Consider the following 15,978-nt stretch of genomic DNA (forward strand, 5'->3'; position numbering starts at 1 on the left):
ATCATGGGTTTGTTCGATAAACTGAAATCTCTGGTTTCTGATGACAAGAAAGACACGGGCACTATCGAGATCGTCGCTCCCCTTTCTGGCGAAATCGTCAATATCGAAGATGTGCCGGACGTAGTGTTCGCTGAAAAAATCGTTGGCGACGGTATCGCCATCAAACCGGCCGGTAACAAAATGGTTGCTCCGGTTGACGGCACCATCGGTAAGATTTTCGAAACCAACCATGCATTCTCTATCGAATCCGACAGCGGCATTGAGCTGTTCGTCCACTTCGGCATCGATACCGTAGAACTGAAAGGCGAAGGCTTCAAACGCATCGCCGAAGAAGGTCAGCGCGTCAAGAAAGGTGACGTGGTTATCGAGTTCAACCTGCCACTGCTGGAAGAGAAAGCCAAGTCTACCCTGACGCCGGTCGTTATCTCCAACATGGACGAGATCAAAGAGCTGATCAAACTGTCCGGCAGCGTGACCGTTGGCGAAACCCCGATCATCCGCATCAAGAAGTAAGCGCGGATGAGCAAGAAAAACGGCGCCCTCGGCGCCGTTTTTTTATCCCCTTCGTCGTATCCCAATCTCGCTACGTTATGACGACCAGCGCGGGATACGCAGGGTAATGACCAGCCCCTCTTTGTCGCCGTTGCGCGCCTCAACCTGGCCGCCGTGCGCCAATACCACCTTGCGGGTAATCGCCAGCCCCAAGCCGTAACCCTTGCCCGACTGCGCCGACTTCACACGCACGAACGGGTCGAAGATGCTCGACAGCTTCGCCTCTTCGACCCCCGGCCCCTGATCGCTGACGGCGATCTGGAACTGGTTATCGACGCGCGACAGCGCCACCGTCACCCGCTGGCCGTGGCTGGAAAAGCGCAGCGCATTGCGCACGATGTTGTCCACCGCTCGCCGCATCAGCTCCGCATTGCCCTTGACGGTATACTCCACGTCCGACTCGGCCTGCAGCACGATATCCACGCCGGGCACCTGCGCCTCGTAGCGTGCATCGCTCACCACCGCGTCCACCAGGCCGTACAGATCGAAGTACTCCTCGTCCGGCAGGCTGCTGTGTTCGGTACGCGACAACGCCAGCAGCTCGCCGATCATTTTGTCCAGCCGCCCCGACTCGTGTTCGATACGTTTGAGCGAGGCTTCGACGTTACCGGCATTCTGCCGCGCCAGGCCAATCGCCAGCTGCAGGCGCGCCAGCGGTGAACGCAGCTCGTGCGAAACGTCATGAAGTAACTGCTCGCGGGCGCTAACCAGCAGTTCCAGCCGCTCGGCCATGGTGTCGAAATCGCGCGCCACGTCGGACAGCTCGTCATGGCGGCGTCGCATGTTCGGGAACAACCGCACCGATAGATCGCCCTGCGCCACCCGATCCAGGCCGCCGCGCAGCTGACGCATCGGCCGGGTCAGGTTCCAGGCCAGCACGGCGCTGAACAGCAAACCGCCCAGCCCGCCGACCCACAGCATCGGCGCAGGAATGTTGAAGAAGTGGGAACGCCGCTCCGGCCGATACTCTTCCCGCAGCCCGCGCACGTCATAGCTCAGCCAGTAACCTTGCCCTTCTCCGGTCTGCACCCAGGCGGAAATCGCTTTCGGCATACGACGCCCTTCAAACACCGGTTCTTCCGGCGCGGGCGGCGGCGGTTGGGTCATCGGCGTAACCGACAGCAGACGCCTGTCGTCCTCGGGCCAGTCGCGCATCAGGGCTTCCAGCGCCGGCATACCGCCGCTGCGCAACTGGGTGGCGGCGGAGGTCAGTTGCAGGCCAATGACCCGCCGCGCCATGGCGTTCTCCGGCGGCACATAACGATCGCCATAAAGAGAAAACGCCACCCACAGCGCCTGCGTCATGATGAGGAAGGTCAACCAAAAGCCGAGTAAAATTTTCCAGAACAGTCTTCCGCGCATATCAGGTTACCGGATGCGATAGCCGATGCTGCGCACCGTCTCGATGCTGAGCTTACTGCCGGCCAACGCGCTCAGCTTCTGGCGAATATTGCTGATGTGCACGTCCACGCTGCGGTCATAGGCCTCACGCGGGCGCCCCAGCCCCTTCTCGGACAGCTCGTCCTTCGACACCACGCGATCCGGCGCGCGCAGCAACAGCTCCAACAGATTGAATTCCGAAGCGGTCAGATCAAACGCCTTACCGCGCCATTCGCTGCTGCGGGTTGAAGGGTTCAACGTCAGCTCGCCGAAGCTGATAGCGGCTTCGTCGTCCGCCTCTTGCGGCCGCTCTTCGAAACGGCGCAGCACCGCGCGCAGACGCGCCACCAATTCGCGCGGGTAGCACGGTTTGGGCATGTAATCGTCGGCGCCCATCTCCAGGCCAATCACCCGATCGATGTTGTCGCCTTTGGCGGTCAGCATGATGATCGGCAGCCGGCTCTTTTTACGCACATCGCGCAGCACGTCGATGCCGCTCATGTCCGGCAGCATGATGTCGAGGATCATCGCGGTATAGTCGCCCGACAGCGCGCCCTCTACCCCCGCCTTGCCCGTCAGCACTAGCGTGGCATCGAAGCCTTCGCCGGTCAGGTATTCGCTCAGCATGGTGCCAAGCTCCAGGTCATCGTCGACCAGTAAAATTTTCATGCCTTGCTCCTTCACCGATTTTCGTTATTTTCCCGCCAATTCCGCCGGCCCGCAGCCGGTTTTACTCAATCCTTACACATCGCTCTTTGCGTCTCGCCACCGTTATTGTGGCCGCTGCCGCGCAATTTCTCTACTTCAGTCATGGCATTGGCGCACGAGCAAGCGGCAGCTACCACGCAAGCGGGGCTGCCGTCTGTCGAAAGGAAAGGGGGAAAGATTCTCCCGACGGAACACACCGCCGGGAAGGAGCGATCAGTCGAACACGCCGGTAGAGAGGTAACGGTCGCCGCGATCGCAAACGATCGCCACCACGACGCTGCCAGGGTGGACCGCCGCGATGCGCAAGGCGCCGGCTACCGCACCGCCGGAGCTGACGCCGCAGAAAATGCCTTCACGCTGCGCCAACTGGCGCATGGTCTGCTCGGCATCGCCCTGTTCGATATCCAACACCTGATCCACCAGCTCCGGGCGGAAAATCCCCGGCAGGTAAGCAGGCGACCAACGGCGAATGCCGGGGATGCTGCTGCCCTCCGCCGGCTGCAGGCCGACGATCTGCACCTGCGGATTCTGGCTCTTCAGGTAACCGCCCACGCCGGTAATGGTGCCGGTGGTGCCCATGCTGGAAACGAAGTGCGTGATGCGCCCTTCGGTCTGGCGCCAGATCTCCGGGCCAGTGGTGGTGAAGTGGGCATAAGGATTGTCGAGATTGTTAAACTGATCCAGCACCTTGCCCTGCCCCTGGCGCTGCATCTCCAACGCCAGATCGCGCGCCCCTTCCATCCCCTGCTCACGGCTGACCAGGATCAGTTCCGCACCGTAGGCGCGCATCGCCGCCTGCCGTTCCAGGCTCATGTTCTCCGGCATCAGCAGCTTCAGCGTATAGCCTTTCAATGCAGCGATCATCGCCAGTGCAATGCCGGTGTTGCCGCTGGTAGCCTCGATCAGCACGTCGCCGGGCTTGATCTCCCCGCGCAGCTCCGCCTGCTGGATCATCGCCAACGCGGCGCGATCCTTCACCGATCCCGCCGGGTTATTGCCTTCCAGTTTGACCCATACTTCGCTGCCCGCCTGGGCGGCCAGCCGTTGCAGTTTTACCAGCGGGGTATTCCCGATGCATTGTTCGAGCGTTGTCACGATCTTTGCCTGTGTGTTGGTGTGCGTAAAGTAAAAAGGCAACCCTGGGGTTGCCTTGAAAAAAAGGGCTGTTAAAACCTATCAGGCGCTTTTGGCTAACGCAACAGGTTGCAGCAGTTGATCGCCGGCATACAGCCGCGCATTGAGGCTGCCGACGTAATAACGGCCGCCGCGCACCGGCGTGGCGTTGCCTTCCGGCAGCACTATGCTTATCGGTTCCTGATGCCAGCCGATCGGCTGCACCGTCAGCTGCCAGAAATGGCCGCGCGGGCTGACTTCCAGCACCTGAACCGGCAGCGGGCAACGTTCGCTGCTTTCGGTCGCCACTTCCATTTCCCACGGGCGCAGGAACAGATCGACGCTGCCCTGGTGCATCGGCTGGAACGACAGCGGCCACTGATGCGCGCCGACGAACAGCTGGGAGCCGCGAATTTCGCCGTTCAGGCGGTTCACTTCCCCCATGAATTCCAGCACGAAGCGGCTGGCCGGCTCGCGCATAATCTCCTCCGGCGAGCCAACCTGTTCGATATTACCCTGGCTCATCACCACGATGCGGTCGGCCACTTCCATCGCTTCTTCCTGATCGTGGGTGACGAATACGCTGGTGAACTTCAGCTCTTCGTGCAGTTGGCGCAGCCAGCGACGCAGCTCTTTACGCACCTGCGCATCCAGCGCGCCAAACGGCTCGTCCAGCAGCAGAATTTGCGGTTCCACCGCCAGGGCGCGCGCCAGCGCCACGCGCTGTTTCTGGCCGCCGGACAGCTGCGACGGGTAGCGATTGGCCAAATGGCCAAGCTGCACCATGTCCAGCAACTGAGTGACTTTCTGTTTGATCGCCGCGGCGTTCGGCCGCTCGCGGCGTGGCAGCACGGTCAGGCCGAAGGCGATGTTGTCGAACACCGTCATGTGGCGGAACAGCGCATAGTGCTGAAACACGAAACCCACGCGCCTGTCGCGTGCATGCATGTGGCTGACGTCGGTGCCGTGGAAGCCCAGCTTGCCGCCGCTCTGGCTTTCCAGCCCGGCGATGATGCGCAGCAGCGTGGTCTTGCCGGAACCGGACGGCCCGAGCAGCGCCACCATCTCGCCGGAAGCAATATCGAGCGAGATATCGTTCAATACCTTGGTGCGACCGAAGTACTTGTTGATGCCGTTAATCTCAATGCTCATGATTTTCCTCCCGCTCGAGACGCGCGTTTTGACGTTCCAGACGCCACTGCAGCGCACTCTTCAAAAATAGGGTAACGATCGCCATCAGGGTCAACAGCGCGGCAGCGGTAAAGGAACCGACGGTGTTGTAATCCTGCTGCAACAGCTCGACCTGCAGCGGCAGACTGTAGGTTTCTCCGCGAATCGAACCGGACACCACCGACACCGCGCCGAACTCGCCGATGGCGCGTGCGTTGGTCAGCACCACGCCATACAGCAGCGCCCAGCGAATATTGGGCAGCGTCACGCGGCGGAACATCTGCCAGCCGGACGCCCCCAGCAGAATGGCGGCCTCGTCTTCCTGGCTGCCCTGGCTGAGCATCATCGGCACCAGCTCGCGCACCACGAAGGGACAGGTGACGAAAATAGTCACCAACACCATGCCCGGCCAGGAGAACATGATCTGGATGTTATGCGCATCCAGCCAGCCGCCCAGCAGGCCGTTGCTGCCGTAAAACAGCAGGTAAATCAGCCCCGCCACCACCGGTGAAACGGCGAACGGGATATCGATCAGCGTCAGCAGCAGCTGGCGGCCGGGGAAGGTGAAACGCGTCACCAGCCACGCCAGCAACGTGCCGAACACCAGGTTAAACGGCACGGTAATCAGCGCGATCAAGACCGTCAGCCAAATGGCGTGCAGCATGTCCGGATCGAGCAAGTTGCTCCACATCGAGCCGAATCCTTTGGAAAAGGCCTCGGCGAAAATCGACATCATCGGCACCACCAGCAGCAGCACCGAGAACAGCGTTCCGATGGCGATCAGCGTCCACTTGCCCCAGTTAACGCGTGGGCGCTCGGCGCCGTTGAAGGCGGAAACATCAGCCATCAGTGCCCTCCTCCCAAACGTCTGCCGAAGCGGCTTTGCAATACGTTAATGCTGAACAGCAGCAGCAGCGACGCCGCCAGGATCACCGAGGCGATGGCGCTGGCCGCCGGGTAATCGAACTCCTGCAAACGCACAAAAATCATCAGCGAGGTCACTTCCGTCTTCCAGGCGATGTTGCCGGCGATGAAAATCACCGCGCCGAACTCGCCCAGGCTACGGGTAAAGGAGATGGCGGTGCCGGCCAGCAGTGCCGGCGCCACCTCGGGCAGCACCACGCGGCGAAAACTCTGCCAGCGCGTGGCGCCCAGCGTCTCGGCCGCCTCTTCGTATTCCGGCCCCAGCTCTTCCAGCACCGGCTGCACGGTGCGCACCACAAACGGCAGGCTGGTGAACGCCATCGCTACCGCGATCCCGAGCCAGGTAAAGGTAACCTTGATGTCGAAGTGCGCCAGCCACTGACCGTACCAGCCGGTGGTAGAAAACAGCCCCGCCAGCGTCAGGCCGGCCACCGCCGTCGGCAGCGCGAACGGCAGATCGATCAGGCCATCCAGCAGCGAACGGCCGGGAAAACGGTAGCGCGTCAGGATCCAGGCCATCAGCATGCCGAACACCGCATTGAACAGGCTGGCAACGCCGGCCGCCAGCAGCGTCACTTTATACGCCGCCACCACCTGCGGGTTGGCTATCACTTCCCAATATTGCGCCAGGCTCATCTGCGCCAGCTGCATCACCAACGCACTGAGCGGCAGCAGCAGGACCAAACAGGTATAAAACAGGCTGCTGCCGAGGCTGAGGCCAAATCCGGGCAGCACCCGCTTACTGGACGACAACGCCAACATTTACTTGCGCCCTGCCGCTAACAGCTGATCCAGCTCGCCGCCGGTGGCGAAATGGGTTTTCATCACCTGCGGCCAGCCGCCAAATTGATCTTCCACCCGGAACAGTTGGGTGTCCGGGAATTGCCCCTTGGCCGCCGCCATCGCTTTCTGGTCATACACGCGGTAGTAGAAGCTGGTGATCACCTGCTGCGCCGCCGGGCTGTAGAGATAGTTCAGATAGGCTTTGGCCGCCTGTTCGGTGCCGTTGCGCTCGACGTTTTTGTCGACCCAGGCCACCGGGAACTCCGCCAGAATATCGACCGGCGGCACGATCACTTCGTACTTGTCTTCACCGTATTGCTTGCGGATGTTGTTCACTTCGGACTCGAAGCTGATCAGCACGTCGCCCAAACCGCGCTCGACGAAGGTGGTGGTCGCGCCGCGGCCGCCGGTATCGAACACCAGCACGTTCTTCAGGAAACGGGTCATGAAGGCGCGAGTCTTGGCCGCATCATTGCCGTCGGCCTGGCTGGCGGCGCCCCAGGCGGCCAGATAGGTGTAACGGCCGTTGCCGGAGGTTTTCGGGTTCGGGAACACCAGTTTCACGTCGTCACGCACCAGATCGTTCCAGGTGTGGATGCCCTTCGGGTTGTCCTTGCGCACCAGAAACGCCATGGTGGAATAGAACGGCGAGCTGTTGTTCGGCAGGCGCGACTGCCAGTCCGCCGGGATCAGCTGCCCGCGATCGTGCAGGATCTGTACGTCGGTGACCTGGTTGTAAGTCACCACGTCAGCACGCAGGCCCTGCAGGATCGCCAGCGCCTGCTTCGACGAGCCGGCGTGCGATTGTTTGATGGTCAGCTTGTCGTTCGGATGCTGTTGATTCCACTGCTGTTCAAAGCCGGGATTCAGCGCGACGAACAATTCACGGGAAACGTCATAAGAGCTGTTCAGCAATTCCGCCGCCGACGCGGCGCCGCTCGCCAACAGCGCAGCCGCCAGCCAACCTTTCAGCACGAGATTTTTAACCCGGTTTTGTTTCATTCTGCACCTTATCACTGAGTCATTCCTTCAGGCTTTCGCCTTATTGACGACCAGTGTATTTATAACTCGGTGCGGAGCTGTAACGCTTTTATATACCGTTTGGTGATTTACAAGCATCAAACGCTATAAGGCAGGGAATGCGAGGCGTTTTCGGGACGGAAAAACGGGCCGAAGCCAGGTGCACCGGCTTCGGCAACGGCGTCAAAGTGACAACAGGCGCGTCAGCGATGGCGCAAAGTAGTAGCTGCCGGTGACCGCACGGCTGAAACGCAGCATCGCGTCGCGTTTGCCGTCCAGATCGCCGAACATGCTTAGCAGCTGCTGCTCGATATTGTGCAGGCGCGCGCAATAGGCAATGAAGAACAGGCCGTGCTTGCCGCTAGCGGTGCCGTAAGGCAAGCTCTGGCGCAGAATTTTCAGGCCCTTGCCATTCTCTTTCAGATCGACGCGGCTGACATGGGAGGTATCCGGGCGCTGATCCGCAGGCAGTTCTTCGCTGTCGTGCTTGGTGCGGCCGATGATCTGCTCCTGCTGCTCGGTGGTAAAGCGCTGCCACTGGCGCAGGTTGTGCTCGTAACGTTGCACCAGCACGTAGCTGCCGCCTGCGTCCTCTTCGCCTTCGGCGATCGTCGCCACTGCCGGGCGCTGATCGCCCTGCGGGTTTTCGGTGCCGTCGATGAAGCCGCTCAGATCGCGCTCTTCCACCCAACGGAAACCGTGGGTTTCCTCTTCAATCTTGATGACGTTGCCGAACGCCGCCAGCGCGGCCTGCGCCAGCGTGAAGTTGACGTCGTGACGCAGCGACTGGATGTGGATCAGCATATCGCGTTGGGTGGCCGGCGCCAGCCCTTTGCCGAGCGGCGTGAACGGCTTCAGCTCTTTCGCCCCCTGGCCGCTGGAGAGATCGTGCCAAACGTCGTAGCCGAAAGCGATCACCGCGCCAAGGCGCGCATCGGGGAACTGCTGCTGCAGCTCGCTCAGCGTCTGACAAAACTGCTTGCAGCCCTGGCGCAAGTCGGCGAATTCGCCCTGTACGCTGGCTTCCATAAAAATGGCGAAACGGCAGTGCTCCAGCAAAATGCCGCTCTGAACCTGTGTCATGTTGTTATCCTCGATACCAGAATCCGGCAACAGGTAAGGTATGGCGGTTGACGCGCGGGTTCCCTGTTACAAACGCGCGCTATCATACCGCAAGCACGGGCGATTGCCTTGCAGCAGCGCAAAGAAAATAGGGGTAATGGCTTGAAAAGGCAGGCGCCGTGAACCGGCGCCCGTTGAACGCATTACTGCTGCGGCTTGGCGTGCCAGATGATTTTGCTGACCGTCCAACTTTTCAGGGTGTCGTCCGGCGGAATGATATCCTGCGCCCCGGCCCACTTGCCGCTGAAGATGTAGGTGACGTACTTGCTCTGCTCCGCCACGCACTCCACTTTACCGGCGTCTTCGCCGCTGCCCGGTTTACAGGAGCCGAACGCCTTGCTGTACATGTCGCCGAACGGCGTGCCGAGCTTGTTGCCCCACTCCGTCGCCACTTTCGGATCCAGCACGTCCACCCGCTGCAGGCGCCCCTTCGGTTCGCCGGTGATCACCAGCTTCACCTCGTCGCCGGACAGCGCCTGGTAGTAAGAGACGATCTGGCCGTTGTTGGTCGCCATGCCGTCGCGCAGACGGTAGTTGCCGTCCAGCCCGTCGTTGATGGCGCTTTCCGACATCGGCGTGCCGGCGTTGAGCTTGCCGACGCCCTTGGCGCCGACCTCCAGGCTGCTGCCGAACCAGTTGAACGGCGACAGGCTGGACCAGGAGAAATTGGACATGCTCGAACAGCCGGTCAATAACAGCGGAAGCCCTAACAGCAGGGGGCGAATATTCATCTCTAGCTCCTTAAACATCAATGGCACGGGGCGGTAACCCGCCCCTGCCGCACTCGGCGTTTTGCTGCGTGCCAGCCTCTCACAACGGCCCGCACTACGCCAACGGTTGCCAGCTTGGAGTGCGGAAAATGCGAAAAGTGCCGCACTTCTCGGCAATTAGTCGGCGTGCTCCACCGGCGCGAAACAGGCTTTCAGACGCGCATTCAACAGCAGATAGCTCAGCGCGAGCGCATCGAGCAGCGCCAGCGTCAGTTCCAGCCCCGGCGCATCGCCGTCCTGGCGCCACAGGCTGAACAACGCGCCGCAGAGCGACGCCAGCACGGAGATAACCAGCCCCCAGCGCCAGCCGCGCCACAGCCGCGGCCATTGATGGCGACGGCCGCTCAGCAAAAACGCCAGCGCTGCCGGCAAGCCGAGCAACATGCCGTACCAAAAACGTTGGGTATCCGGATAAAACAGCGCCAGCAAGCTTTCGCCCTGTTCACGCGAAACGCCGGCCATCACGAACAGCAGCCAGGTGCGCGCCTGCAGAATCAGCACGGCCCAAAATCCCAGCGGCAGTCGCAGCGCGCCGTGCTGGTCGTAATCGTCCGGGGAAAACCGGGGTGAGAATGGCTTCAACGATCGTTCCTTGCCAACAGAATAAAGACTATGGCTACAGATGGGCGCCGGCGATGGGAATTTCAATATGTCGGCTTAAGAAGCTCTTAAGATCGGCGTGTTTTAATGCTTATCACTAAGCAAGCAACCCGATATCAGCGGGATGTGATTTTCGATAACAATAAGGAAGCGCAACATGAAAAAACTGACTCTGGCCGCTCTGATCGCGCTGTGCAGCGCACCGGTACTGGCGCAACAAGGCGGGTTCCTCGATCCGGCCGCGCCGCAGGCCCAAACGCAAACCACCGCACAAGGTGGTTTCGCCGGCCCCAGCGCAGCGCTGACCACCGTGGACAAGGTGAAATCGCTGAGCGACGACACCTGGGTGATGCTGCAGGGCAACATCGAGCAGCGCATCGGCGACGAAACCTATACTTTCCGCGACGCCACCGGCACCCTGACGGTCGATATCGACCGCAAACGCTGGAACGGCCAAACCGTTACGCCAAAAGACAAGGTGCAGTTGGAAGGCAAAGTGGATAAAGACTGGAACAGCGTCGAAGTGGACGTGAAAACCGTCAAAAAGCTGCCGTAATGCACTGCGTCGGGCGGGGCAACGCCGCCGCCCGACGCGCGATCAATATTCCTGATCTTCGATCAGCCGCTTGCCCAGGCTGGTGATGCCCTGGATCTCGTAGCCGAGCTTCTCGTACATCTCGACCACCGTGTCGTTGTCTTCGCGCACCATAATCTGGATCTTCGGGCAGCCGCGGGCGATCAGCTTCTTCTCCAGACGATTGATCAACGCATTGGCGATGCCACGCCCGCGATAGTCGGGGTGCACCCCGAGGTAATACGCCGAGCCGCGGTGGCCGTCATAGCCGCCCATCACCGAGCCGACCACTTCGCCGCCGACTTCCGCCACCAGGAACAGCTCAGGATCGTGGTTCAGCTTGCGCTCGATGTCCATTTCCGGATCGTTCCAGGGCCGCAGCAGATCGCAGCGCTCCCACAGGGTAATGACTTCTTCAAAGTCGTCTTGTCGAAATACGCGAATTTCCATCGATGTTGGCCGCTGTTAATTAAGGTGTTTATCTGATTATCGCGTGATTATTCACTTACGCAATATCAAACTGCGATTTACCGCGCTATTTACCCGGAAATCGCCGGTAACAGGCGTAATAAATGGAAATAGTTATCGGGTCGATTAATGATTATCAATACGATATAACGTCGCAAAATAGAAACGTCGATGGAGCGTTGCGTAATGAAAAAGCAGGGTAAACAATTCCTCAATTTTAAGCCGCTTGCCGTTTCCCCGACGCGACGCCAACTTTTGCTTTCCGGCCTGGCGGTCGCGCTGTTCGGCGTGAAAAGCCACAGCGCCAAGGCGGAAGGCATGCTGCGCAATCAGCACAGCAAACCGGCGGCGAAACCGGCCGGCGGCAAAAAGCGGGTGATGATCGATCCCGGCCACGGCGGCATTGACTCGGGCGCGGTCGGCCACGAAGGTTCGCAGGAAAAACACATCGTGCTGGAAATCGCCAACCACGTGCGCCGTTTTCTGCATGAGCATGACCACGTCGAGGCGCGCCTGACGCGCGAAGAAGACGAGTTCATTCCGCTGTTCCAGCGGGTGGAGATCGCCCACCAGCACCAGGCCGATCTGTTCATTTCGATTCACGCCGACGGTTTTACCAGCCCGTCGGCCTCCGGCGCTTCGGTGTTCGCCCTCTCCAACCGCGGCGCCAGCAGCGCCATGGCGCGCTACCTGTCCAACCGTGAAAACGCCGCCGACGACGTGGCGGGCGGCAAGTACAAGGATCAGGACAACTACCTGCAGCAGGTGCTGTTCGATCTGGTGCAAACCGACACCATCAACAACAGCCTGACGCTCGGCCGCCACGTGCTCGGCCAAATTCGCCCGGTGCACCATCTGCACAGCGACAGCACCGAACAGGCGGCGTTCGCGGTGTTGAAATCCCCGTCCATTCCCTCGGTGCTGGTGGAAACCTCGTTCATCACCAACCCGAACGAAGAGCGGCTGCTGGGCACCACCGCGTTTCGCGAGAAAATCGCCCGCGCCATCGCGGACGGCATCGTCAACTTCTTCGACTACTTCGACGCCCACCAGCGCAAACCCCGCTGATGCCGCGGGCGGCGAATAAGAGTATACTCAGCGCCTTGTTCAGCCAGACGCTATAAAGACCCCGCATGAGTTTACCTAACATCGCTGAAGTAAAATCCTTCCTGCTGGCGCTGCAGGATCATATCTGCGCGCAGCTCGCCCAGGCCGACGGCGGCGCCGTGTTCACCGAAGACCAATGGACGCGTGAAGAAGGCGGCGGTGGCCGCAGCCGCGTGTTGACCAACGGCGCGGTGTTTGAACAGGCGGGGGTCAACTTCTCGCACGTCTCCGGCGCCACCCTGCCGGCCTCGGCCACCGCGCACCGTCCGGAACTGGCCGGGCGCAGCTTCCAGGCGATGGGCGTCTCATTGGTTATCCATCCGCTCAGCCCTTACGTGCCCACCAGCCACGCCAACGTGCGTTTCTTCATCGCCGAAAAACCGGGCGAAGCGCCGGTGTGGTGGTTCGGCGGCGGCTTTGATCTGACGCCGTTCTACGGCTTCGAAGAGGATGCCGTGCACTGGCACCGCACCGCGGCCGATCTGTGCGCGCCGTTCGGCGACGAGGTCTACCCGAAATATAAACAGTGGTGCGACGATTACTTCTTCATCAAGCACCGCAACGAAGCACGCGGCATCGGCGGCCTGTTCTACGACGATCTGAACACCCCGGACTTCGACCACTGCTTCGCCTTCACCCGCGCGGTGGGCCAGGGCTTCCTCGACGCCTACCTGCCGATCGTCGAAAAACGTAAGGCCTTGACCTGGGGCGAGCGCGAGCGCCAGTTCCAGCTGTACCGCCGCGGCCGCTACGTGGAGTTCAACCTGGTGTGGGATCGCGGCACGCTGTTCGGGCTGCAAACCGGCGGGCGCACCGAGTCCATTCTGATGTCGATGCCGCCGCTGGTGCGTTGGGAGTATAACTACCAGCCGGAAGGCGACAGCCCGGAAGCGGCGCTGGAGCGCGATTTCCTGCCGGTGCGCGACTGGCTGCAGGAGGCGAAATGATGCAGGTTTGGGTCGATGCAGACGCCTGTCCGAACGTAATCAAAGAGGTACTGTTCCGCGCCGCCGATCGTACCGCCATCACCGTGACGCTGGTGGCGAACCAACCGCTGCGCACGCCGCCGTCGAAGTACATCCGTTCGCTGCAGGTGGCGGCCGGCTTCGACGTGGCCGACAACGAGATCGTGCGCCGCTGTGAAGCGGGCGATCTGGTGATCACCGCCGACATTCCGCTGGCGGCGGAGGTGATAGAGAAAGGCGCGGTGGCGCTGAACCCGCGCGGCGAACGCTATACGCCGGACACCATTCGCGAGCGCCTCAACATGCGCGATTTTATGGATACCCTGCGCGCCAGCGGCATTCAGACCGGCGGCCCGAACGCCCTGAACCAGCGCGACCGCCAGCAGTTCGCCAACGAGCTGGACAAATGGCTACTGCAGGCGAAACGGGCGCAGTGACTGCGCCCTGTTCTGCTGCGGTTTAGAAGCGCACCTCCCCGCCGAAGATATAAGTCCGCCCACGGGCGGTGTTGGTCGGCGTGAAGTCCTGCGACTGCGAAGGCAGCGAGTTCATCTTGTTCAGCGCGTCCGAGTAGTCTTTGTCCATCAGGTTTTGCACGCTGAGCTTCAGCAACAGATTACGATTCACCTGATAGGTGCCGTACAGATCGATAATGGTCGGAATATGCGGCGCCGGCTCCTTCATCAACTGTTCGTTTTCATCGCGAATGGAATCAGGCGACAGGCGCACCGCTTTGCCGGTGTATTTCACCACCCCGCCCAGCGTCAACGTCTCGTCCAGCAGGCGCACCCCGCTGTCAAGCGTGAAGTAGAACTCCGGCAGTTCGCTGACATCGCCCGCGCCGAATTCGTTGCTGGCCTGGTTGGTCGGCTGGGAGGTATGCTCCTTGCTTAACGACAGCTTGGTGAAGGCGAAACCGGCGTCGTACAGCGCTTCAAGCTCCACCCCGCGCATTTTGACCGGTTCGGGGGCGTTGCTGTACATGGTCATGCTGACGTTGACGTCCGCGTCATCCCACTCTTCCTGCGTCGCCTGCGAACGGTTGCACTTCTGGCGATTTTTACACACCAGGTAGGATTGGCTGGAAATGTAGTTTTTGATTCTGGTTTCGAAATAGACCGCTTTCAGCTGGAAACTGTCCTGCTTGAACAACAGATCGTGAGCATTGGCGTTGAACCCGCCCTGCCAGGTCTCCGCTTTTTCGCCCTTCAGGAACGGGTTCATCGACTGGCCGCCGCTGTTGGCGAAGAACACCTCCTGGATATTCGGCCCGCGCATCGACTTGCTGTAGCTGACGAACGGCTGCAGCCACGGCGTCACCTGGGCCGACAGCATGACCGACGGGTTGAGGCCGTGTTCGTTGCGGTTGATATTGCCGGCGCCCTGCGGGAAGCACTCTACACGTTCGTCACAGGCCGGCTTATAGCCGGAGAGGCGATAGGCGGTGTAGTTCAGATCGAAATTCCCCTGCCAGATGCCGTAGTTGGCCTGCAACCCGCTGTACAGGCTGGAGATATCTTGTTTGCCGGCAATGCCCACCGGCATGCTTTCCGCCTGATTGTCATCCGTCACCAAGCCAGAGGCCTTTTTCTTATACTCGTTGCGCACCAGCTTGCCGCCGTAGCTGAAGGCGAAATCGACGTCCTGCAGGCTGAAACGGCTGGTGTTGTTGATATCCAGCGCATCGGAGATGTTTTTCGCTGTGCTGTCGCTGAACCCCGCCATGTTGTCGGACATGAACTTTTGCTCGCCGCGGCTGGTACTGGCGGTCAAGTTGAAATCGATCAGTTCCGAGAACGGCGCGTAGTGGTATTTGAGGTAGAAATCGTCGCTGTCGATGTGCCGGCGGGTGATTTTATTCTGGTAGCTGCGCGCCGACAGTTCGATGCTGTTGAAGGCATCCGGCTTGATGTCCACCTTGAACAGCTGGGATTTCGGGTTCTGGCGGTAGGTTTTATCGACGTTGAACATCTCGCTGTCGAAACCGGCGCCGTTTTTGTAGTTGGAGGTGATGGAACTGCCGCTGATCGCCGCCATCGCCCCCAGGCTGCCGCCGTCGGCAAAGGCGGCGGTTTTGGCGCCCACGGCGATCATGCCGCTGCGGCCGATGCCGTTATTGCCCACCGAGAATTTGGTGCGCACGCCGAACGGGTTGTCGGAAAACACCACATCGTCCACGCCGATGGTGCGGAAATTGGCGCTGCCCGCCAGGGCATTCACCCCAGCGGATCCGGTGGCGTTGCCGCGCGCCACGTCGACGCCGACGATAAAGTTAGGATCGATCAGCGCCCCGAACTGGCTGGTGGGCAATCCCCCATGCGCTGCATCGCTCGGCGAATTGCCGTAGTAGTTTTGCGTGATGCCGTCGACCATGGTGTTGACCCGGCCGAAACCGCTCAGGCCGCGAATATTGACGCTGACCGACCCCTGGCCGGGATCGATCTGGGTATAGGTGCCCGGCATGCTGCGCAGAATGCTGTCCACCGACTCCAGATTCTTGTTTTCGTCGCGCGAGCTGAACGCGCCCGGCCGGGCCAACGCCTCTTTTTCGCTGCTTTTGCCGCTGTCGGCGGCCGAGACGTTGAGCGGGCTGAACGCCACGCTGCCTTTATTATTTTCCGCCTGTTCCTGCGCGGCCGCAGCCGACCCGTACAGCGCCAGTCCCGCCCCGATCAGGCTCGCTATCATTTTGATTTTCATATATCCCCAGAAATAGCCAATA

At 60.7% G+C, this 15,978-nt stretch carries 17 protein-coding genes; 5 read left to right on the plus strand and 12 right to left on the minus strand.

The annotated features are described in order from the left end of the window. The first annotated feature begins 3 nt into the window (after nt 1-3). Nucleotides 4-513 carry a PTS glucose transporter subunit IIA gene (gene crr / locus ACMGGW_RS16365; protein ID WP_004936467.1) on the plus strand — a complete coding sequence of 170 codons (510 nt, stop codon included), beginning with the start codon at nt 4-6 and terminating at the stop codon, nt 511-513. Nucleotides 514-588: 75 nt separating this feature from the next. Here the strand turns inward: crr and ACMGGW_RS16370 are convergent, their stop codons facing one another. From ACMGGW_RS16370 to ACMGGW_RS16415, 10 genes are all read right to left on the minus strand, one after another. Then, on the minus strand, nt 589-1,914 hold the full coding sequence (locus tag ACMGGW_RS16370; RefSeq protein ID WP_043140342.1) for an ATP-binding protein: 1,326 nt from the start codon (nt 1,912-1,914) through the stop codon (nt 589-591). A gap of 6 nt (nt 1,915-1,920) precedes the next feature. Next, nucleotides 1,921-2,601: a response regulator transcription factor gene (locus ACMGGW_RS16375; RefSeq protein ID WP_025303784.1), complete on the minus strand. Its 681-nt coding sequence runs from the start codon at nt 2,599-2,601 to the stop codon at nt 1,921-1,923. A gap of 252 nt (nt 2,602-2,853) precedes the next feature. Continuing rightward, the gene (gene cysM, locus ACMGGW_RS16380; RefSeq protein WP_089196544.1) at nt 2,854-3,735 is read right to left on the minus strand and encodes a cysteine synthase CysM; all 882 of its coding nucleotides are present in this window, start codon (nt 3,733-3,735) and stop codon (nt 2,854-2,856) included. An 81-nt stretch (nt 3,736-3,816) separates the two neighbouring features. Continuing rightward, the gene (cysA, locus tag ACMGGW_RS16385; protein WP_025303786.1) at nt 3,817-4,905 is read right to left on the minus strand and encodes a sulfate/thiosulfate ABC transporter ATP-binding protein CysA; all 1,089 of its coding nucleotides are present in this window, start codon (nt 4,903-4,905) and stop codon (nt 3,817-3,819) included. Continuing rightward, complete coding sequence (gene cysW, locus ACMGGW_RS16390; RefSeq protein WP_173889294.1) at nt 4,895-5,770, minus strand: sulfate/thiosulfate ABC transporter permease CysW; 876 nt, start codon at nt 5,768-5,770, stop codon at nt 4,895-4,897. Before cysW ends, cysA begins: the two co-directional genes overlap by 11 nt. Next, the gene (cysT, locus tag ACMGGW_RS16395) at nt 5,770-6,609 is read right to left on the minus strand and encodes a sulfate/thiosulfate ABC transporter permease CysT (protein WP_197832404.1); all 840 of its coding nucleotides are present in this window, start codon (nt 6,607-6,609) and stop codon (nt 5,770-5,772) included. Before cysT ends, cysW begins: the two co-directional genes overlap by 1 nt. Further along, a complete protein-coding gene (locus ACMGGW_RS16400) occupies nt 6,610-7,632 on the minus strand; it encodes a sulfate ABC transporter substrate-binding protein (protein ID WP_049205389.1) in 1,023 nt (340 codons plus the stop codon). A 201-nt stretch (nt 7,633-7,833) separates the two neighbouring features. Continuing rightward, on the minus strand, nt 7,834-8,733 hold the full coding sequence (locus ACMGGW_RS16405) for a Dyp-type peroxidase (protein ID WP_004936493.1): 900 nt from the start codon (nt 8,731-8,733) through the stop codon (nt 7,834-7,836). 182 nt (nt 8,734-8,915) lie between these two features. Beyond that, nucleotides 8,916-9,503, minus strand: a complete 588-nt coding sequence (locus ACMGGW_RS16410; RefSeq protein ID WP_197832405.1) for an RpoE-regulated lipoprotein — start codon at nt 9,501-9,503, stop codon at nt 8,916-8,918. A 156-nt stretch (nt 9,504-9,659) separates the two neighbouring features. Then, nucleotides 9,660-10,124 (minus strand): DUF2919 domain-containing protein, encoded by a 465-nt coding sequence (locus tag ACMGGW_RS16415; protein ID WP_049294916.1) that lies wholly within the window; start codon nt 10,122-10,124, stop codon nt 9,660-9,662. A gap of 175 nt (nt 10,125-10,299) precedes the next feature. Between ACMGGW_RS16415 and ACMGGW_RS16420 the strand changes: the two genes are divergently transcribed. After that, nucleotides 10,300-10,698, plus strand: a complete 399-nt coding sequence (locus tag ACMGGW_RS16420; RefSeq protein WP_043140358.1) for a YgiW/YdeI family stress tolerance OB fold protein — start codon at nt 10,300-10,302, stop codon at nt 10,696-10,698. Between the two features lie 42 nt (nt 10,699-10,740). On the opposite strand, the gene ACMGGW_RS16425 is transcribed toward ACMGGW_RS16420, so the two are convergent. Next, the gene (locus tag ACMGGW_RS16425; RefSeq protein WP_004936504.1) at nt 10,741-11,166 is read right to left on the minus strand and encodes a GNAT family acetyltransferase; all 426 of its coding nucleotides are present in this window, start codon (nt 11,164-11,166) and stop codon (nt 10,741-10,743) included. 204 nt (nt 11,167-11,370) lie between these two features. Between ACMGGW_RS16425 and amiA the strand changes: the two genes are divergently transcribed. The 3 genes from amiA to ACMGGW_RS16440 all read left to right on the plus strand — a co-directional run bounded on the left by amiA (nt 11,371) and on the right by ACMGGW_RS16440 (nt 13,693). Continuing rightward, the gene (amiA, locus tag ACMGGW_RS16430; protein ID WP_043140361.1) at nt 11,371-12,252 is read left to right on the plus strand and encodes an N-acetylmuramoyl-L-alanine amidase AmiA; all 882 of its coding nucleotides are present in this window, start codon (nt 11,371-11,373) and stop codon (nt 12,250-12,252) included. Between the two features lie 65 nt (nt 12,253-12,317). Then, nucleotides 12,318-13,238 (plus strand): oxygen-dependent coproporphyrinogen oxidase, encoded by a 921-nt coding sequence (gene hemF, locus ACMGGW_RS16435; protein ID WP_025303793.1) that lies wholly within the window; start codon nt 12,318-12,320, stop codon nt 13,236-13,238. Continuing rightward, complete coding sequence (locus ACMGGW_RS16440) at nt 13,238-13,693, plus strand: YaiI/YqxD family protein (protein ID WP_025303794.1); 456 nt, start codon at nt 13,238-13,240, stop codon at nt 13,691-13,693. The genes hemF and ACMGGW_RS16440 overlap by 1 nt, the downstream gene beginning before the upstream one ends. 22 nt (nt 13,694-13,715) lie before the next feature. Here ACMGGW_RS16440 and ACMGGW_RS16445 read toward each other — a convergent pair whose 3' ends face one another. Further along, nucleotides 13,716-15,956: a TonB-dependent receptor domain-containing protein gene (locus ACMGGW_RS16445; RefSeq protein ID WP_197832647.1), complete on the minus strand. Its 2,241-nt coding sequence runs from the start codon at nt 15,954-15,956 to the stop codon at nt 13,716-13,718. Nucleotides 15,957-15,978 lie beyond the last annotated feature (22 nt).

It is taken from the genome of Serratia sp. BNK-4 (assembly GCF_048685115.1).
GTDB classification, from domain to species: Bacteria; Pseudomonadota; Gammaproteobacteria; order Enterobacterales; family Enterobacteriaceae; genus Serratia; species Serratia bockelmannii.

Excerpts from the sequence above, each read along its gene's own strand:
- crr (WP_004936467.1), top strand. The coding sequence starts at position 4 with ATGGGTTTGTTCGATAAACTGAAATCTCTGGTTTCTGATGACAAGAAA.
- ACMGGW_RS16370 (WP_043140342.1), bottom strand. The coding sequence starts at position 1,914 with ATGCGCGGAAGACTGTTCTGGAAAATTTTACTCGGCTTTTGGTTGACC.
- ACMGGW_RS16375 (WP_025303784.1), bottom strand. The coding sequence starts at position 2,601 with ATGAAAATTTTACTGGTCGACGATGACCTGGAGCTTGGCACCATGCTG.
- cysA (WP_025303786.1), bottom strand. The coding sequence starts at position 4,905 with ATGAGCATTGAGATTAACGGCATCAACAAGTACTTCGGTCGCACCAAG.
- cysW (WP_173889294.1), bottom strand. The coding sequence starts at position 5,770 with ATGGCTGATGTTTCCGCCTTCAACGGCGCCGAGCGCCCACGCGTTAAC.
- cysT (WP_197832404.1), bottom strand. The coding sequence starts at position 6,609 with ATGTTGGCGTTGTCGTCCAGTAAGCGGGTGCTGCCCGGATTTGGCCTC.
- ACMGGW_RS16400 (WP_049205389.1), bottom strand. The coding sequence starts at position 7,632 with ATGAAACAAAACCGGGTTAAAAATCTCGTGCTGAAAGGTTGGCTGGCG.
- ACMGGW_RS16405 (WP_004936493.1), bottom strand. The coding sequence starts at position 8,733 with ATGACACAGGTTCAGAGCGGCATTTTGCTGGAGCACTGCCGTTTCGCC.
- ACMGGW_RS16410 (WP_197832405.1), bottom strand. The coding sequence starts at position 9,503 with ATGAATATTCGCCCCCTGCTGTTAGGGCTTCCGCTGTTATTGACCGGC.
- ACMGGW_RS16420 (WP_043140358.1), top strand. The coding sequence starts at position 10,300 with ATGAAAAAACTGACTCTGGCCGCTCTGATCGCGCTGTGCAGCGCACCG.
- ACMGGW_RS16425 (WP_004936504.1), bottom strand. The coding sequence starts at position 11,166 with ATGGAAATTCGCGTATTTCGACAAGACGACTTTGAAGAAGTCATTACC.
- amiA (WP_043140361.1), top strand. The coding sequence starts at position 11,371 with ATGAAAAAGCAGGGTAAACAATTCCTCAATTTTAAGCCGCTTGCCGTT.
- hemF (WP_025303793.1), top strand. The coding sequence starts at position 12,318 with ATGAGTTTACCTAACATCGCTGAAGTAAAATCCTTCCTGCTGGCGCTG.
- ACMGGW_RS16440 (WP_025303794.1), top strand. The coding sequence starts at position 13,238 with ATGCAGGTTTGGGTCGATGCAGACGCCTGTCCGAACGTAATCAAAGAG.
- ACMGGW_RS16445 (WP_197832647.1), bottom strand. The coding sequence starts at position 15,956 with ATGAAAATCAAAATGATAGCGAGCCTGATCGGGGCGGGACTGGCGCTG.